This window comes from Anaerorhabdus sp., from assembly GCF_036637135.1.
Lineage (GTDB): Bacteria > Bacillota_I > Bacilli_A > Erysipelotrichales > Erysipelotrichaceae > Anaerorhabdus.
Genome location: NZ_JAVWNC010000022.1, coordinates 1 through 14,900, shown reverse-complemented (window position 1 = coordinate 14,900; position 14,900 = coordinate 1). Strand labels below are relative to the sequence as shown.

Sequence of the window (14,900 nt, the reverse complement as noted above, 5' to 3'; positions counted from 1 at the left end):
TTGTCAAGCGCTTTCAAAAAAGTATATTTATAGATACAAAAAATTACCTCACTATGTCTAGCATTTCAATACGATTCACTTTAAATTCAATGGATGAATCGCTACAACAAGAATCTTTATTTTGCATTTCTTATGTGATAACGCATGAATTGCACCCTTCATCGTATTTCCTGTTGTAAGTACATCATCTACTAACAAAATGCGCTTAGGAATTACGATATCTTCTTTACAACCAATTTGAAAACTCATCTTCTGACGTTCCATTTTGGACAAGAAAGCTTGTTTTTGATTTCCTATCTTTTCCAAACAATCACATTGTGGGATTCGTACTCCTTCAAACATCTTTTCAACATGGTGAAATCCTCTTTCTTTTAACTTCTCTTCACTACTTGGTAATGGCACAATTGTGTAATGATGAAAACGAATCCAAATCCAAAGTCGTTTGGGATATATAAATACATCATGTAATGCTTCATCCATGCATTCTTTATATTGGACAAGCAGTGAACTAAAAAAATCATTATAAACATAGAAATAATTAACTCGAACTTTATCCAAATAAAATTTCTTTTTACTATGCAAAAATTGTCTTCTACAATGCGGGCACAATACATCATGATTCACCATTAAATCCAATAAAGTTGAACCATTTTCTATCGACTTAAAACAATACTTACATTCTTCCAAGTTCATTCACCTTGATACATGTTTTGATACAATCATCTACAAGCTTTGATTTACTTACTGATAAGAATAGACAATCACCTGTCGGATACTTAAAACTTCTTCCAACTCTCCCACTCATTTGAACTAAACTTGCTTCATCAAACACACGGTGATCAGCACAAAAAACACAGACATCAATCCCTTCGATAGTTACACCTCTTTCTAATATTGTAGTCGCAATTAAACATTGTATTTTCTTTTCTCTAAACTGTTGAATAATTCGATCTTTATCACTTGTTTTACTTGTGCATGAATCTACTTGAAATAGGCATGACAAAAGACGATGCATTACTTTCTCCATTTTAATTGTAGGTACAAATATTAAGACTGATTTTCCATTATGCTCATATATCCATTGTACCAATATGACAAATAAAAACATGATCGGTGCAATGATTAATTGAGGTACAGGTAAATCATAATTGTGAGGTCTACGATACAATTTTAAATGGGTTAATTCTCCTTGTTGAATCCTTCGTTTTATGGTCTTATCTGGAGTTGCCGTTAGATATATCATTTGTCCAATACAACTTGTTTTAACAATACCTTCTAACACGATATTTCCCTTGTATGGAAAGGCATCTGGTTCATCTAAAACAACCAAATCAAATGTCTTAGGATAACGATACAATTGGTGTGTTGTACAGAGTATTAAATCACCCACTAAATCATCTGTATATCCCTGACATACCGCAATTACTTTTGCATCTTTAAAAATTGGTTTTAAACGCGAGTATAAATCCAACACAACTTGCCTTCTAGCTACTGCAAAAACAACTCTTTTTCTTCGTTTTAAATAAGCACTTATACTTTGCAAAACCAATTCCGTTTTTCCACCGCCACACAAAGCATCGATAAAAACATCCTTTCCAACTAATAAGCTTTGTAAACATTGGTACGAAATTTCCTTTTGCTTAGGGGTTAATGGATATTTTAATATGTATTCTTGTGCATCCGCTTTTACCTCTTCAATTTCATGACTTGTGATCTTCTCTTCTACTAATTGTCTTCTAAACTGAATCCATCTTCTACAAATCCAACCTTTACTTGATTTATAGAAATATTTCTTCTCTTCATTTTGACATCGTGGACAACGCATAAAAAAACTCCTTCATTTATTCATATGAAAGAGTTTGTGAATATCCTATTCAATATCATCTGGGGTTGTGATTTTGATGTTTTTATAATCTCCCTCAACAACTGCAATTTTAGCATCACTATACTTTTCAACTAAGGATGCATCATCAGTACCTAGATACCCATCATGAAAGGCTTTTTGGTAACATTCGATGAGTAATTTTGTTTTAAATGCTTGAGGAGTTTGGGCATGCATTAACTTCGAACGATCCAACGTCTTTGAAATTACTCCATCTACTACTACTTTGATTGTATCCTTACATGGAACCATTAATAGTGCTGCTTCATTGATTTCCATAGCTTGACTAAGTCTTCTAAGCGATTCTTCCTTTACAAATGGGCGTGCTCCATCATGTACAAAAACAACATCTTCTTTTACCGCACATAAGCCATTAAACACACTTTCTTGTCTTGTGTTTCCACCCTTAACAATTACAATTTTACCAGTATATCGATTTGTATGTTGTTTATAATCATCACCTTCAGTAACAACTATAATTTGATTGCATTCAGGGTCACTTTCAAACTTTTTCATGGTTTGTTCAAGGATTGTGATGCCATTTAGCGGATAATAGACCTTATTATAGCCTAATTTCATGCGTGAGCCTCTTCCCGCAGCCACAATGATTACCGAATATTTCATTTAAAATACCTCTAACTTTTTTAACATCATACACTAAAAGTAGCACATACTCAACATTTTAGAAATCTATTCAGAAAGTTGAGTTTAATACTTCAAAATACTCTACTTTTATCGTATAATTGTTTTATATTTCCGAGGAGGATTTTTATGAAGGTATCAACCAAGAGAGGCGATACCGGTACAACGAGTATCTTTGGTAACCGCATTGAAAAGACAAGTCTAATTATCGAGGTACTAGGAGAAATAGATACGTGCATTGCGGAATGCATCCTACTCAGCACGAAATGGGATTCCGAGTCCTCTACAGCAAAAAAAATTGTAGAGGATTTAAATTGTATATGTGCAATACTTGCCGGTTATTCACCAGCATCAGAGTTCACTGATGATAAAACAGAATGGCTCGAACAAACAATGGATCAAGATTCAATCAGTGACTCATTTCAATTTGTCTATCCTTTCGGTAACGAAAAGGTAGCGACTATCAATCATCTACGTACAACTGTACGTAAGGTTGAGCGAGTATTGTACCACCTAAACAAAGAACAAGAAGTACCATCATCGATTTTGAGATATATCAACCGACTCAGTGACTTTTGGTTTGTGATTGGTTGTAGAGAATATCTTAATTCAACAACAAAGGAGAACGCAATATGACTTACACTAAAGAAACAGTACAAAAACTTAACCAAGACATTGAGACTTACTTCCCTCATCTAACTAAGATTGAGGCAGATTTCCATACAATACATAGTGGAGTATCACGTCTTGTTATGTTAGATCGTTACTCACAAAAAGATAGAGAATTAATCTCCCTAGGTGTTGGTGATATTGTTTTAACAGTAATTAAAGAAGATCCTAAATATCCCGCACGAGGAGTTGGGGTTATTAAGTCAATTGATACAGAAAATGAAACTGTTGCGATTGAAATTGAAGATGAATTTAGAGGAACACTTGAAGATGATAAAGAATCTCAAACTGGTCTTGTAAAACGCACATTCTTTCAAATTGATAAACCACTAGAAATTTATTATGAACAAATTGCAAAACGTGTTGGTTTCGCATTAGCTAATCCTGAAAAAGATGAAGCTACAAGAGAAAAATACGGGCAATTATTCTATGAACAACTAAAAGATTTAAACACAATTCCTGCTGGACGTGTTTTATATGGTGCTGGTAGTGGTACTCAAGTAACTTACTTTAACTGCTTCGTTATGCCATTTGTAAAAGATAGTCGTGGTGGTATTGCAGATCATAGAAAAGAAGTTATGGAAATCATGAGTAGAGGTGGAGGAGTTGGAACAAATGGTTCTACACTTCGTCCTAAATCAGCTCCTGCTAAAGGAGTTGGTGGTAAATCAAGTGGTGCTGTTTCATGGCTAAATGATATTGCGAATTTAACTAACTTGGTTGAACAAGGTGGAAGTCGCCGTGGAGCTCAAATGATTATGCTTGCGGACTGGCATCCAGATATTTATGAATTCATTATTTCTAAAATGCAAAATCCTAAAGTTTTAAAATGGTTAAGTGAAAATTCAAACGATGAACTCATTCGTGAATTAGCACATCGTAAACTTAAATTCACTCCACTTACTCGTTTAGAAAAAGAAATGTACGAAAGTTTAGTTGAGTCAAAAACTACACCTGAACACATCAAGGATCATGCGCGTGAGGTATTACTTGATGGTGGTAGCTTAGGTGTACAAAATCCTGATTTCTTAACTGGTGCAAATATTTCTGTAACACTTACTAAAGAATTTATGAAGGCTGTTGAAACTGATTCTACATTTGATTTACGTTTCCCAGATCTTCAAATATATAACGATGAACAAAAAACTGCATATGATGAAAAATGGCATGATGTTGGTGATGTACGTGAATGGGCTGAAATGGGTTATCCAGTAAAGACATATCGTACAATCAAAGCTCGTGATTTATGGGATTTAATTTGTTTCTGTGCTACTTATTCTGCAGAACCTGGAATCTTCTTCATTGATAATGCAAATGATATGACGAATGCGAAAACATATGGTCAAAAAGTTGTGGCGACAAATCCTTGTGGTGAACAACCACTTGCACCATATTCAGTATGTAACTTAGCTGCCGTAAACCTAGCTAACTTCGTTGATAAAAATACAGGTGACATCTTATATGATAAACTTGCGAATACCGTAGCTCTTACAGTACGTATGCAAGATAACGTAATCGACGATACACCTTACTTCTTAGAAGCAAATAAGGAACAAGCACTTGGTGAACGTCGTGTTGGTTTAGGTATCATGGGATTGCATGACTTATTGATTTGGGCTAAGAAACGTTATGGTTCTCCTGAATCAATTGACACTATTAATTCAGTATTTAAATGCATTTCAGAAAGTGCATATAGAACATCTGTTGAATTAGCTAAAGAAAAAGGATCATTCCCATTCTTTACTAAAGGAGAAGATTTCATTCAATCTGGTTATATGAAACTCATGGATGAAAGTATTCGCCAAGATATCGTTAAATACGGTATTCGTAACTCACACTTACTAACAATCGCTCCTACAGGTTCTACTGGAACAATGGTTGGGGTTTCGACAGGGTTAGAACCTTACTTCAGTTTCAGTTACTTCCGTTCTGGACGTTTAGGAAAATTCATCGAGGTGAATGCCGCTATCGTTGATCAATGGTTAGCATTAAATCCAGGATATACTCGTGATTCATTACCTGACTTCTTTGTTAGCGCAATGCAATTATCACCAGAAGAACACGCAGATACACAATGCGCTATTCAACATTGGATTGATTCATCTATATCTAAAACTGTGAATGCTCCTCGTGGTTTCTCTGTACGCCAAGTACAAAAAATCTACGAACGTTTATTCAACGGTGGTGCAAAAGGTGGAACTGTTTATGTAGATGGTTCTCGTGACTCTCAAGTATTAAGTCTAACAAATGATGAAGATACAGCATGGGATCAAATGAGTATTACAAAAGACTTCGGAGTTGATGTAAAGAAGACACAAGAAGAAGAAAAGAAAACTGATTTAAGAGCGGATCGTCAAGATCGTAACATCGGAGTAGAAGTTGGAGATATTTGTCCAATTTGTCTAGAAGGTGTTGTAGAAGAAATCGGTGGATGTAATACTTGTACCAACTGTAATGCCCAACTTAAATGTGGACTATAAAAAAGAGACTGTGTCTCTTTTTTTGAAAGGAAAATAAAAATGAATAATATTACAGATGTATTACTAAGTCGTTCATCACTAAGGAAATTCAGTAGCACTCCTATTACCAGTGAAGATATGGACGAAATTATCAAATGTGCTAAACAAGCTCCAAGTGCTGGAAACATGCAAATGTATACCATCATCAATATCACTGATCCACAACTCAAAGAAAAACTCAGTGTGACTTGTGACAATCAACCGTTCATTAAGGACGCAAGTCATATCTTGGTATTCTGTAATGACATGAGTAAATGGGAACGTGCTTTCAACCTCTACGGTGCAAAGCAACCAGGTGATAAATCAATTGATGAAGCAGACTTCATTCTTAGCATGCAAGATGCTGTTATCGCTGCACAAAATGCTGTTGTGGCTGCAGAGAGTATGGGCATTGGTTCTTGTTATATCGGTGACATCATGGAGAACTATGAAATTCACCAAGAACTATTGCACTTACCAAAATATGTTTTTCCATGTTGTATGTTGGTCTTAGGTTACTTCCCTGACGCACCAATTATTGCACCTCACAAACGCTATGATAATCAATATATTGTATGTGATAACACATACAAAGAATTAAGTGATGAACAAATAGAAGCGATGTTTAGTATTGGTAGCCAAGATGAAACAAAAGCTTGGATGAAACGTTTCTATGATCGTAAGATCAATTCTGATTTCTTCAAAGAAATGGGACGTTCACTTCATGCCGCAATGAATGACTGGAAGAAGTAGTTGTCAATCGACAGCTACTTCTTTTCTATATATAATAAAGATGAGGTGAAATTATGAACATGAATAAAGCTTCTTATTACTTAGGTATGACTTTTGCATTTGTTGAATGTGTATGCAATGATGCCAAAGAAATTGCATTAACCCACCCTCTATCTGAAAATGAATTTAGTGAACTAAAAGAACTTAACGAAAAAATAATACACGAAAATCAACTACATGTTTATTGGGATACAACATATGAACATCACATTGGTGTTATCTATAAGTATAATGAAAGTCTACAAAAATATATTGAACTCAGACAAAACTTTAACATCATCGATCATTTCGAGGCATTCAAATCACTATTAGGTTATGACATAGTCTATCAAATGAATGGCTATACTAAAATCAATACTACCGTAGTTCAAAGTGAAGACTGGTTATTTAATAAACAAAAGAATTAAGTAATTCCACAAATTATTCATAGAGCATTTATTTAAATTTACATAAAAAAAGACTGATTCAGTCTTTTTTTATACAACTCCTTTTGTAAGCCAAACTTTTCCTTTATATCGGAAGTAGAAAAAGGCAGAACGTATCACCCAGTCACACATCATTGCTAACCATACCCCTACTAAACCTAATTCAAATGTTAATCCGAATAAATAACTTAATCCAATACGACATGCCCACATAGTAATGATTGATGTAACCATTGTAAACTTTACATCACCTGCAGCACGTAATGCATTAGGTAACCCAAAGGCTGGTACTGCAAAGATCATAGCGCCAATACAATACATTGTCATAATCTCTAATGTCAGTTCAAATGTTGGTACCGATAAATTATAAATACCTAAGATCGGTTTCAATAAGAAAATCATTACTACATTTAATGCGATAATTCCAATGTAACTCACCTTCATTAATAACTTTGTATAATGTCGTGCTTGATCAAATTCTTTTGCACCAACACATCTCCCTACTACCGTAATCATAGCTAACCCAATTGCCATTTCAGGTATTGTCGCAAGATTAGATAAATTATTACCTATTGCATTTGCGGTAATTGAAACTGTACCAAAGGATGCAATTAATCCCGCAGTTAACAATTTACCAACATGGAACATACCATTTTCTAATCCTGATGGAATCCCTACTAAGAAAATCTTTTCGATAATTTGTAGATTTGGACGATAATGTTTAAACGTATCAATTTTCACTTCAGTTTCTTGATGCGTAATATTATACACCATGATAAACGCTCCAATAATCATAGAACCCGTTGTCGCGATAGCCGCACCTGCAACTCCCATATTGAATCCATAAATCAAAATTGCATTACCAACAACGTTAATTATATTCATCAATAAGGAACACTTTAATGATAACTTTGCATTGCCTATCGCTCTAAATAACGCTGCTCCTGCATTGAATAAAGAAATAAATGGATAGCCAATTGCAGTAATTAAGAAATACGTCTTCGCACTTTCAAATACTTCTGGATCTAGATTACCAAAAATCAAATGAATTAAATTAATTCTAAATGTTATGCACAGTACTGAAATGATAACCGCGATAAATACCGTTGCGAAAACAAGTTGTTTCGCACTCTTCTTTGCACTCTCAAAATCCTTTTTCCCCAAATATTGACTTACCACAACTGATCCACCTACCGCAAGTGCTGCGAACAGTTGTAGTAACAATACATTAATTCCATCAATCAATGATACACCAGATACAGCTGCCTCTGAACAAGACGCAACCATGACAGTATCTGCCATCCCCATTAATACCGCAAGGATTTGTTCAAATATCAATGGAATTATTAATTTCGTTAAGTCTCTTCTACTAAACATATTTTCCCCACATTCATGCTTGTTATTATACCCCTTAAACAAAGAAAAAAGAAGAACGAATTCTTCTTTTATATTGTGAATTCAATGCTTTTTGTATCTGGATTCAAATAAGATTCAATATATGCATAGATTCTACCATTTTTTGTATTAATTTTACTTTGAACACAAATGATTGGCGTATTGATTTTGACATTCAATAAGTTCGCAAACTTAACAGGTACAATCATCGGTACAAAGACTTGATTAACTGATCCCATTTCAATCTTTGCACTAAACTCTAATATATTCAAAATATTATTCATAACTGCATCATCAATCATTAACCGTACAATGTAGATTTGATCTAAACTTTCTGGTTCACCATTTTGAAGATTCAATCGTACAATACGAACATATTGATCATGTGTCGAGATTTCTAATTTTTGTGCTACTTCTTTATTTTCATCTTTTACATCGAAATAAATAATCTTGTAATCACATTCCACATCGAAAGAATTTAAAGCATGATTATCTGTTTTCTTATGTAATTTAACATCCGCAACAAATGTACCTACGTTTTGTATACGATACAGTACACCCTCTTCAACCAATAAGTCGATTGCTTTACGAACTGTCATTCTACTTGCATTGTATTTCTTTTCTAATTCACGTTCTGAAAGAATCGGTGTATTCGGAGCTTGATTACGTATTTCTTCGCGTATTAAGTCCATAATCTTTTGATATATTGGAACTGTCATAATCATCCTCCTTCTACCTTTAAAATAATAACTGATTTTTCAAACTTTTCAATAGAAAAAGCCTTTTAGTGCTATTTTATTAGAGCAAAAGGCTTCCATGGTTCAATGAATTCTAATAAGATTTTTTCTTGTTCTAATACTTTACCCACTAAATTGATATTTCCTGTATTTGGCATATCCTTTAAAATGAGATGTAATTCACCTTTGTATCGTCCATATTTCTCATTAAGTACGCAAACGTCTCCACGGTGTAATTGTTGTGGCGTATTACCTGCAGGTATTATTGCATCCTTGTAATCAATTCTAGACATTGTGCTTCTCGCCATATACTCACTCATATCACCACGTACAAAGTGTGGATAATTAAATATAATTTCTTTCTCTACATCCGTTACATGTTCATCTAATTCAATCTTGATTGTTAGTTTGCCAGGATGAATTTCACTTACTTGTTTTATTTCTTCTTCACTCGCATAGCAATTCGCAATCAAAATGTCATCTACTAATCCAGTTGCATAATAATGACGAACTTGTAAGTCAATGGGTAAGTCTCTATGCATTTCTAATGTACACAATCCATCATTTACAGGCCAAGGACCAAATGCTCCTTGCACTTGGCTTGTAACAAATGCTGCTACCTTTAAATTATTCTTCTTTATATCTTGAGAGGTTTTTTGAAATAATTCATAACTTAAACCTGAATATCGTTGGGGATAAAAATTGTGGCAAGTTATTAAATGATCTCTGTATGGCTTATAACTTAATATGTTATCAATGTACTTTGTATCTTGTGATGCATTTACTTCTATTTTTAATCGTTGAGGATTCACTGTCATTAACGCTTCCTTTTGACCATTAAACCCTTCATCGAGACGTATTCCATCTGCATATAAATCTTTAAAAAATGATAAATCATCATAACTACATCCATTTGCTTCAAATACACTTGGAGCAACATCTAAGATTACTTCGAATTCTTTTTCATGGGCATATTGATTTAATTCTCTGAACTTTTTTAAGTCTTCTTCATTCACGCTTAATAAATTTGTGAATAAGCGTGTATATCCATATTTTGCAGCAACATCAAGATAAGCTTTATCTTTTTCCATATCATTTGATACATCTGGATATAATGAAATACCAAGTCTAGGCATATGTTATTCTCCTTTTAATACATGTTCCTCAATGGCATTGAGTAAATAATGTATTTTTCTTTTACTACGTCTTTTATAAAATGTGCTCATCAATTTATGATTGAGTTTCTTTGCCGTATCCTTACCTACAAATCCTTCTTCATAGGTTACAATACATCCACCATCACAATTATTAGCTTTATAACTAATTGTTGTCTTCCCTTGTGTAGAATCGAATGTAGCTTCATATTCAAAAGGATCCTTGTTGAATTTTGTAATCTCAACAGTAACATGATCTGTTTGTTTCATTTGTGTTGTTAATGGTTTCTTATAAGTTAATCCAGCACGAATATGATCATGATCTACATTAACTTGTCCATATTCTTTTAATTCATATTGTATTGAATCTAAAATGTGTTTGGAAAATTGGTCAGCATTAATTTTTAATTGTTGTTGAAGTTGCATCCTACATTCCTCTTTCTTTCTTCATTTTCTTGTTTTTGTAGATAATCATACCTACACCCACCACAACATAAAATAGTCCACTAAAAACCATCATCAAATTTGCGGGTGTTGATGTTGCTGAAAGAGTAATTAATAATAAACCTAACGTACAAACTGCTAAACCCCATTTTTCCATTTTCTTTACCTCTACTTTAATACTTGGAAATACAATGATTTTCCTAACTCACTATCCTTAATAATTTGTTTTGCAAGATTAACTGCAGTATCATCATCAGTTGTTGTTTCAAATGATAGTTTTAATCCTGTTTTACCTTTAAATGTGAATTGAACATCACCATCATATTTTTCCAATAATTGAATGACTTGCTCATGTTGAGCACAGTTTACATATATCATTATAATCCCTACTTTCTACTTTGATAAACATCAATTAATTCTTGTGCAATTATTTTAAAACCTTCTGCACTCATCAATTGGTCCTCCGCATGGACAAGTAAGAGATTAATTTGAGTTATTTCACCATTTGCTTCTTTTTGGATTAATTCTGCATGAGCATGATGCCCTTCAAGGAAAAGTTGATTTCCTTCTTCTATTTTCTTGTATGCTTCTTCAAATTCTCCTTTTTTAGCATCTTGTATAGCTTCGATGTATAAAGATCTAGCTGTACCTACAGTTGAGATGATTTGAAAAGCTAGTAGTTCTAATCCTTCCATAAGTCCTCCTAATTTAAAATAAAATGAGAGAGGGGTTTTCACCCCTCATAATGTATTAATCTTGAGATGGTTTAATTGTATTCGCAACTTTAACGAAGATAGACCATAAGAAGATAGCGATGATTAAGTTTAATAATGCTACTCCTGCTGCCACTAAGTTACCACCTGTTGCTAAGAATGCATAGAATACTGGAGGTACAATCCAAGGTACTTGAATAAATACTGGAGGGATTACGCCTGCCACTGTGAATCCATAAGCGATTGTTACTAAAATTGGAGTAATGATTAACCATGGTATTAAATATACTGCATTTAATACAATTGGTAGACCAAATGCTACTGGTTCATTGATGTTGAAGACACCCATTGGTGCAGATACTTTCGCAACTGCTTTTTCATCTTCACGTTTAGAGAAAATTAATAACGCAATAACTAATGCGATTGTACATCCTGCTCCACCCATCCAAGCGAATGCATCGAATGATCCACGAGTCCAAATGTATGGAAGTTCTGATAATTTAGCACCTGCCATGTAAGCAGTGTTATTTTCTAGCAATGCTGTTAACCAAGCACCATCTAATACTGGAGCTAATACGTTTGTACCATGTAATCCAAAGAACCAGAATAATTGTACAACGAATGTAAGGATTAATACTGCTGGTAATCCTTGAACTAAATTAATGAATGGTCCTTGAATTACTTTAAATACCCAGTCATTGAATGCCATTCCAACAAATGTTGAGAATAGGTATGCAACGATTGCAAATACATAAATTGCGATTGTTCCTGGAATAATAGCTGCGAATGCTTTTGATACAGCTGGTGGAACAACATCTGGCATTTTGATAATGACATTCTTTTTAGTTAAGAATACATAAATCATTGTTGCAACTAAACCAACGAATAATGCTGAGAATAATGCACTTGCACCAAATTCTCCCCAGTGGAAGAATCCCCAACCAGCATCAGGTTGTGCTTGTCTAGTTGTAACTAAGAAAGCCGATAAAGCAACAAGTCCACCACCTAATGGGTTAACATCATAGCTCTTTGATAAGTTGTATCCTAGTGAAATTACAAATGCTACCGCTAAGATAACTGTAGTTCCCCACCACACGTTACCATTTATACCAATAACTGGTGCCATAGAAGCTACGAAGCTATCCATATGCCACATTGTTGGTAAATCACGAACAAATACGTTAATTAATGAAGCAATTGCCCCTGCCATTGTAATAGGCATAATAGAAATGAATGCATCTCTTACTGCTACTAAGTGGCGTTGTGAACCAATTTTTGCTGCTATTGGAACAAAGTTTCGTTCCATCCAATTTACTAAACCGTTCATTTTATCCTCCTTGAAATTTAGTGTATGTTGAACAATAGCTTATTTTATAAGTGCTATTGCATCAGCCAATATTTTTTTACCATCCATTCTTCCATAGCTCATCATATCGATTGCCGCTACTGGTTTACTTGGATCAAATGATTGAATACGTGATAATGCGAATCTGATTTGTGGTCCGATTAGAATGACATCCGCAATTGCTACGTTTTCTTTTGCTTGAGCTTCTCCGACAGCCCAAATCTCTGCTTCAATGTTTTGCTCTGTGGCAGCCTCTTGCATTTTCTTAACAATTGCACTTGTACTCATCCCTGCACAACAAATTAAACAAATTTTCATGATTTCCCCTTTCTAGCTCATTTTGCTTGGTATATACCAAAAATACCCTTTATTTATGCCGGTATATACCACTTACACTCTCAATATAATCTATGAAAGAACAAAATGCAAGCGTTTTCTTTATCTTTTTTACTAAATTTTTTTAAGAAGGTAAAAATATACTATTATCCTTAATAGCCAAAATAATTATACCCGATTATCTGGTTATATTTCATTTTTGTATAACCATCTACCAAGAAAAGTGGTACTTTTTACTATTTTATTCAAAAGAAAAGAACTTGTTTGGTAATCCAAGTTCCTCTGTTTTATTTCTTTTTACACTTCATATTTGGCTTGATAATTTGGTAATTTTCAATCTTTTTAGTTAATTTATCAAATACACTATCCAATTCTTCAATTCTCTTTTTCAACTGATTTCTTTGCTCAATCAATAATTCTTTTCTTGCCTCTATGGTTGAGTCACCTTCTTGATATAGTCTAACATATTCAACCAAGGACTCTATTGATAATCCTGAACTACGCATACATTTTATAAATTCCACCCATCCACAATCCGCTTCCGAGTAATCTCTTACACCACTTTCATTTCTTGTTACAGGAGGTATTAACCCTACTCTTTCATAATATCGTAACGTATCCGGTGAAATATCATATTTCTTACTTACTTCTGCTATATACATGGTAACCTCCTTCTTATTTCCTTCTATATCCTACCACTTGGAGTGCACTCCAAGTCAATAACATTTAAATCTATTTGCTTAAATCTAACTAATTTATGTATACTAATTAATATCGAGGTGATCAACATTGAAAAAAGTACATGATATAAACATTAGTGAACAAGACAAACAAGAAATCATTACCTCAATGCCGCATGATTTCCCATACATTTCTTCCTATTCAGAAATAGATAAATATCCTGGCCGTACAGCACCTTGGCACTGGCATGATTCATTGGAGATTTTCTATGTAAAAAGTGGTTGTATCGAATACAATACACCTAAGGGAAAAACAATCTTTACAAAAGGTCAGGCTGGCATTGTTAATTCCAATGTATTACACAAAACTCTATCCCTTGATGAGAATAGAAACACTGTTTTACTTTTACATATGTTTCGCCCTGAATTTATAGGTGGCAAAAATGGAAACATCATCGACAAGAAATATGTCTATCCTTTTGTACATACAATTGAAATTGAGTTACTCCAATTCACTAGTAAAAAACATTCAAAACTCATTACTACTATCAAAAATTCCTTTGATCTTCATGAAGATGATTTTTCTTATCCAATTCAATTACGTTCTGTACTTTCTGATATTTGGATTCAAATACTTGAACTAAGTGAAACAAAAGAACTGTTACTCAATTCTCCATCAAAGCATTATCCCGATGATAAATTGAAATCAATGATGGTTTTTATCCACGAAAATTATTGTGTCAAAATATCCATATCTGATATTGCGAACGCTGCTTATATTAGCGAAAGAGAATGTTATCGTACATTCAAAAATTCACTCAACTTAACCCCTCTTGAATACTTACTCAATTACCGTATCCAACGAGCATGTCACAAGATTCAAAATACGCAAGAATCACTTACGGACATTGGCTTTTCATGTGGTTTCTCATCATCAAGTTATTTTGGTAAAGTCTTCAAAGAATACACCAAATACAGCCCTCAAGCTTATCGTTCTCTTTGGCAGGATAATGATAGTAACTAGTCAGTAGTTCAATATTTAATATGCAATATATATTTTATAATAACAATGTGTTCAGCCAATGCACAACTTCTTATTTATTGGCTAATTTCTATTAAATTTCCTTTAATAGATTTTATTCCTTTGAAAGGCACAATGAATTCGTTCATTGTGTTTTTTCATTTGTT

Annotated in this window: 18 protein-coding genes; 5 read left to right on the top strand and 13 right to left on the bottom strand. The window is 33.7% G+C overall.

From position 1 onward, the window contains the following. Window positions 1–75: 75 nt before the first annotated feature. Genes RR643_RS05750 through ispD form a run of 3 tightly spaced genes read right to left on the bottom strand, consistent with a single transcriptional unit; the run spans window position 76 to window position 2,506 of the window. Window positions 76–687 (bottom strand): ComF family protein, encoded by a 612-nt coding sequence (locus RR643_RS05750; RefSeq protein WP_332469371.1) that lies wholly within the window; start codon window positions 685–687, stop codon window positions 76–78. Further along, complete coding sequence (locus RR643_RS05745) at window positions 674–1,825, bottom strand: helicase-related protein (RefSeq protein WP_332482634.1); 1,152 nt, start codon at window positions 1,823–1,825, stop codon at window positions 674–676. The genes RR643_RS05750 and RR643_RS05745 overlap by 14 nt, the downstream gene beginning before the upstream one ends. Window positions 1,826–1,870: 45 nt before the next feature. Then, a complete protein-coding gene (gene ispD, locus RR643_RS05740) occupies window positions 1,871–2,506 on the bottom strand; it encodes a 2-C-methyl-D-erythritol 4-phosphate cytidylyltransferase (protein WP_332469369.1) in 636 nt (211 codons plus the stop codon). A 147-nt stretch (window positions 2,507–2,653) separates the two neighbouring features. On the opposite strand from ispD, the gene RR643_RS05735 reads away from it, so the two are divergent. From RR643_RS05735 to RR643_RS05720, 4 genes are read left to right on the top strand one after another with little or no spacing between them, the layout of a single operon-like run. After that, window positions 2,654–3,160, top strand: a complete 507-nt coding sequence (locus RR643_RS05735) for an ATP:cob(I)alamin adenosyltransferase (protein ID WP_332482633.1) — start codon at window positions 2,654–2,656, stop codon at window positions 3,158–3,160. Further along, the gene (locus tag RR643_RS05730) at window positions 3,157–5,673 is read left to right on the top strand and encodes a vitamin B12-dependent ribonucleotide reductase (RefSeq protein WP_332482632.1); all 2,517 of its coding nucleotides are present in this window, start codon (window positions 3,157–3,159) and stop codon (window positions 5,671–5,673) included. The genes RR643_RS05735 and RR643_RS05730 overlap by 4 nt, the downstream gene beginning before the upstream one ends. 39 nt (window positions 5,674–5,712) lie before the next feature. Beyond that, the gene (locus RR643_RS05725) at window positions 5,713–6,444 is read left to right on the top strand and encodes a nitroreductase family protein (protein WP_332482631.1); all 732 of its coding nucleotides are present in this window, start codon (window positions 5,713–5,715) and stop codon (window positions 6,442–6,444) included. A 53-nt stretch (window positions 6,445–6,497) separates the two neighbouring features. Beyond that, window positions 6,498–6,890, top strand: coding sequence for a hypothetical protein (locus RR643_RS05720; protein WP_332469365.1), 393 nt, complete (start codon window positions 6,498–6,500; stop codon window positions 6,888–6,890). 69 nt (window positions 6,891–6,959) lie between these two features. Here RR643_RS05720 and RR643_RS05715 read toward each other — a convergent pair whose 3' ends face one another. The 10 genes from RR643_RS05715 to RR643_RS05670 all read right to left on the bottom strand — a co-directional run bounded on the left by RR643_RS05715 (window position 6,960) and on the right by RR643_RS05670 (window position 13,694). After that, window positions 6,960–8,285, bottom strand: a complete 1,326-nt coding sequence (locus RR643_RS05715) for an MATE family efflux transporter (protein WP_332469364.1) — start codon at window positions 8,283–8,285, stop codon at window positions 6,960–6,962. 68 nt (window positions 8,286–8,353) lie between these two features. Next, on the bottom strand, window positions 8,354–9,022 hold the full coding sequence (locus tag RR643_RS05710) for a GntR family transcriptional regulator (RefSeq protein ID WP_332469363.1): 669 nt from the start codon (window positions 9,020–9,022) through the stop codon (window positions 8,354–8,356). Window positions 9,023–9,093: 71 nt separating this feature from the next. After that, window positions 9,094–10,176, bottom strand: coding sequence for a DUF871 domain-containing protein (locus RR643_RS05705; protein WP_332482630.1), 1,083 nt, complete (start codon window positions 10,174–10,176; stop codon window positions 9,094–9,096). A gap of 3 nt (window positions 10,177–10,179) precedes the next feature. Continuing rightward, window positions 10,180–10,620: a DUF3284 domain-containing protein gene (locus tag RR643_RS05700; protein ID WP_332469361.1), complete on the bottom strand. Its 441-nt coding sequence runs from the start codon at window positions 10,618–10,620 to the stop codon at window positions 10,180–10,182. Window position 10,621: 1 nt separating this feature from the next. After that, window positions 10,622–10,795: a hypothetical protein gene (locus RR643_RS05695; RefSeq protein WP_332469360.1), complete on the bottom strand. Its 174-nt coding sequence runs from the start codon at window positions 10,793–10,795 to the stop codon at window positions 10,622–10,624. Window positions 10,796–10,806: 11 nt separating this feature from the next. Then, entirely contained in the window at window positions 10,807–11,016 is a 210-nt protein-coding gene (locus RR643_RS05690) for a hypothetical protein (protein ID WP_332469359.1), read from the bottom strand. A gap of 8 nt (window positions 11,017–11,024) precedes the next feature. Continuing rightward, on the bottom strand, window positions 11,025–11,333 hold the full coding sequence (locus RR643_RS05685) for a PTS lactose/cellobiose transporter subunit IIA (protein WP_332469358.1): 309 nt from the start codon (window positions 11,331–11,333) through the stop codon (window positions 11,025–11,027). Window positions 11,334–11,388: 55 nt separating this feature from the next. Beyond that, on the bottom strand, window positions 11,389–12,678 hold the full coding sequence (locus tag RR643_RS05680; protein ID WP_332469357.1) for a PTS sugar transporter subunit IIC: 1,290 nt from the start codon (window positions 12,676–12,678) through the stop codon (window positions 11,389–11,391). A gap of 39 nt (window positions 12,679–12,717) precedes the next feature. Continuing rightward, a complete protein-coding gene (locus RR643_RS05675; protein WP_332469356.1) occupies window positions 12,718–13,014 on the bottom strand; it encodes a PTS sugar transporter subunit IIB in 297 nt (98 codons plus the stop codon). Between the two features lie 305 nt (window positions 13,015–13,319). Then, a complete protein-coding gene (locus RR643_RS05670) occupies window positions 13,320–13,694 on the bottom strand; it encodes a MerR family transcriptional regulator (protein WP_332469355.1) in 375 nt (124 codons plus the stop codon). Between the two features lie 127 nt (window positions 13,695–13,821). Here RR643_RS05670 and RR643_RS05665 point away from each other — a divergent pair, with 127 nt between their 5' ends. Further along, the gene (locus RR643_RS05665) at window positions 13,822–14,736 is read left to right on the top strand and encodes an AraC family transcriptional regulator (RefSeq protein ID WP_332482629.1); all 915 of its coding nucleotides are present in this window, start codon (window positions 13,822–13,824) and stop codon (window positions 14,734–14,736) included. The last annotated feature ends 164 nt before the right edge of the window (window positions 14,737–14,900 follow it).

Excerpts from the sequence above, each read along its gene's own strand:
- RR643_RS05745 (WP_332482634.1), bottom strand. The coding sequence starts at position 1,825 with ATGCGTTGTCCACGATGTCAAAATGAAGAGAAGAAATATTTCTATAAA.
- ispD (WP_332469369.1), bottom strand. The coding sequence starts at position 2,506 with ATGAAATATTCGGTAATCATTGTGGCTGCGGGAAGAGGCTCACGCATG.
- RR643_RS05735 (WP_332482633.1), top strand. The coding sequence starts at position 2,654 with ATGAAGGTATCAACCAAGAGAGGCGATACCGGTACAACGAGTATCTTT.
- RR643_RS05730 (WP_332482632.1), top strand. The coding sequence starts at position 3,157 with ATGACTTACACTAAAGAAACAGTACAAAAACTTAACCAAGACATTGAG.
- RR643_RS05725 (WP_332482631.1), top strand. The coding sequence starts at position 5,713 with ATGAATAATATTACAGATGTATTACTAAGTCGTTCATCACTAAGGAAA.
- RR643_RS05720 (WP_332469365.1), top strand. The coding sequence starts at position 6,498 with ATGAACATGAATAAAGCTTCTTATTACTTAGGTATGACTTTTGCATTT.
- RR643_RS05715 (WP_332469364.1), bottom strand. The coding sequence starts at position 8,285 with ATGTTTAGTAGAAGAGACTTAACGAAATTAATAATTCCATTGATATTT.
- RR643_RS05710 (WP_332469363.1), bottom strand. The coding sequence starts at position 9,022 with ATGACAGTTCCAATATATCAAAAGATTATGGACTTAATACGCGAAGAA.
- RR643_RS05705 (WP_332482630.1), bottom strand. The coding sequence starts at position 10,176 with ATGCCTAGACTTGGTATTTCATTATATCCAGATGTATCAAATGATATG.
- RR643_RS05700 (WP_332469361.1), bottom strand. The coding sequence starts at position 10,620 with ATGCAACTTCAACAACAATTAAAAATTAATGCTGACCAATTTTCCAAA.
- RR643_RS05695 (WP_332469360.1), bottom strand. The coding sequence starts at position 10,795 with ATGGAAAAATGGGGTTTAGCAGTTTGTACGTTAGGTTTATTATTAATT.
- RR643_RS05690 (WP_332469359.1), bottom strand. The coding sequence starts at position 11,016 with ATGATATATGTAAACTGTGCTCAACATGAGCAAGTCATTCAATTATTG.
- RR643_RS05685 (WP_332469358.1), bottom strand. The coding sequence starts at position 11,333 with ATGGAAGGATTAGAACTACTAGCTTTTCAAATCATCTCAACTGTAGGT.
- RR643_RS05680 (WP_332469357.1), bottom strand. The coding sequence starts at position 12,678 with ATGAACGGTTTAGTAAATTGGATGGAACGAAACTTTGTTCCAATAGCA.
- RR643_RS05675 (WP_332469356.1), bottom strand. The coding sequence starts at position 13,014 with ATGAAAATTTGTTTAATTTGTTGTGCAGGGATGAGTACAAGTGCAATT.
- RR643_RS05670 (WP_332469355.1), bottom strand. The coding sequence starts at position 13,694 with ATGTATATAGCAGAAGTAAGTAAGAAATATGATATTTCACCGGATACG.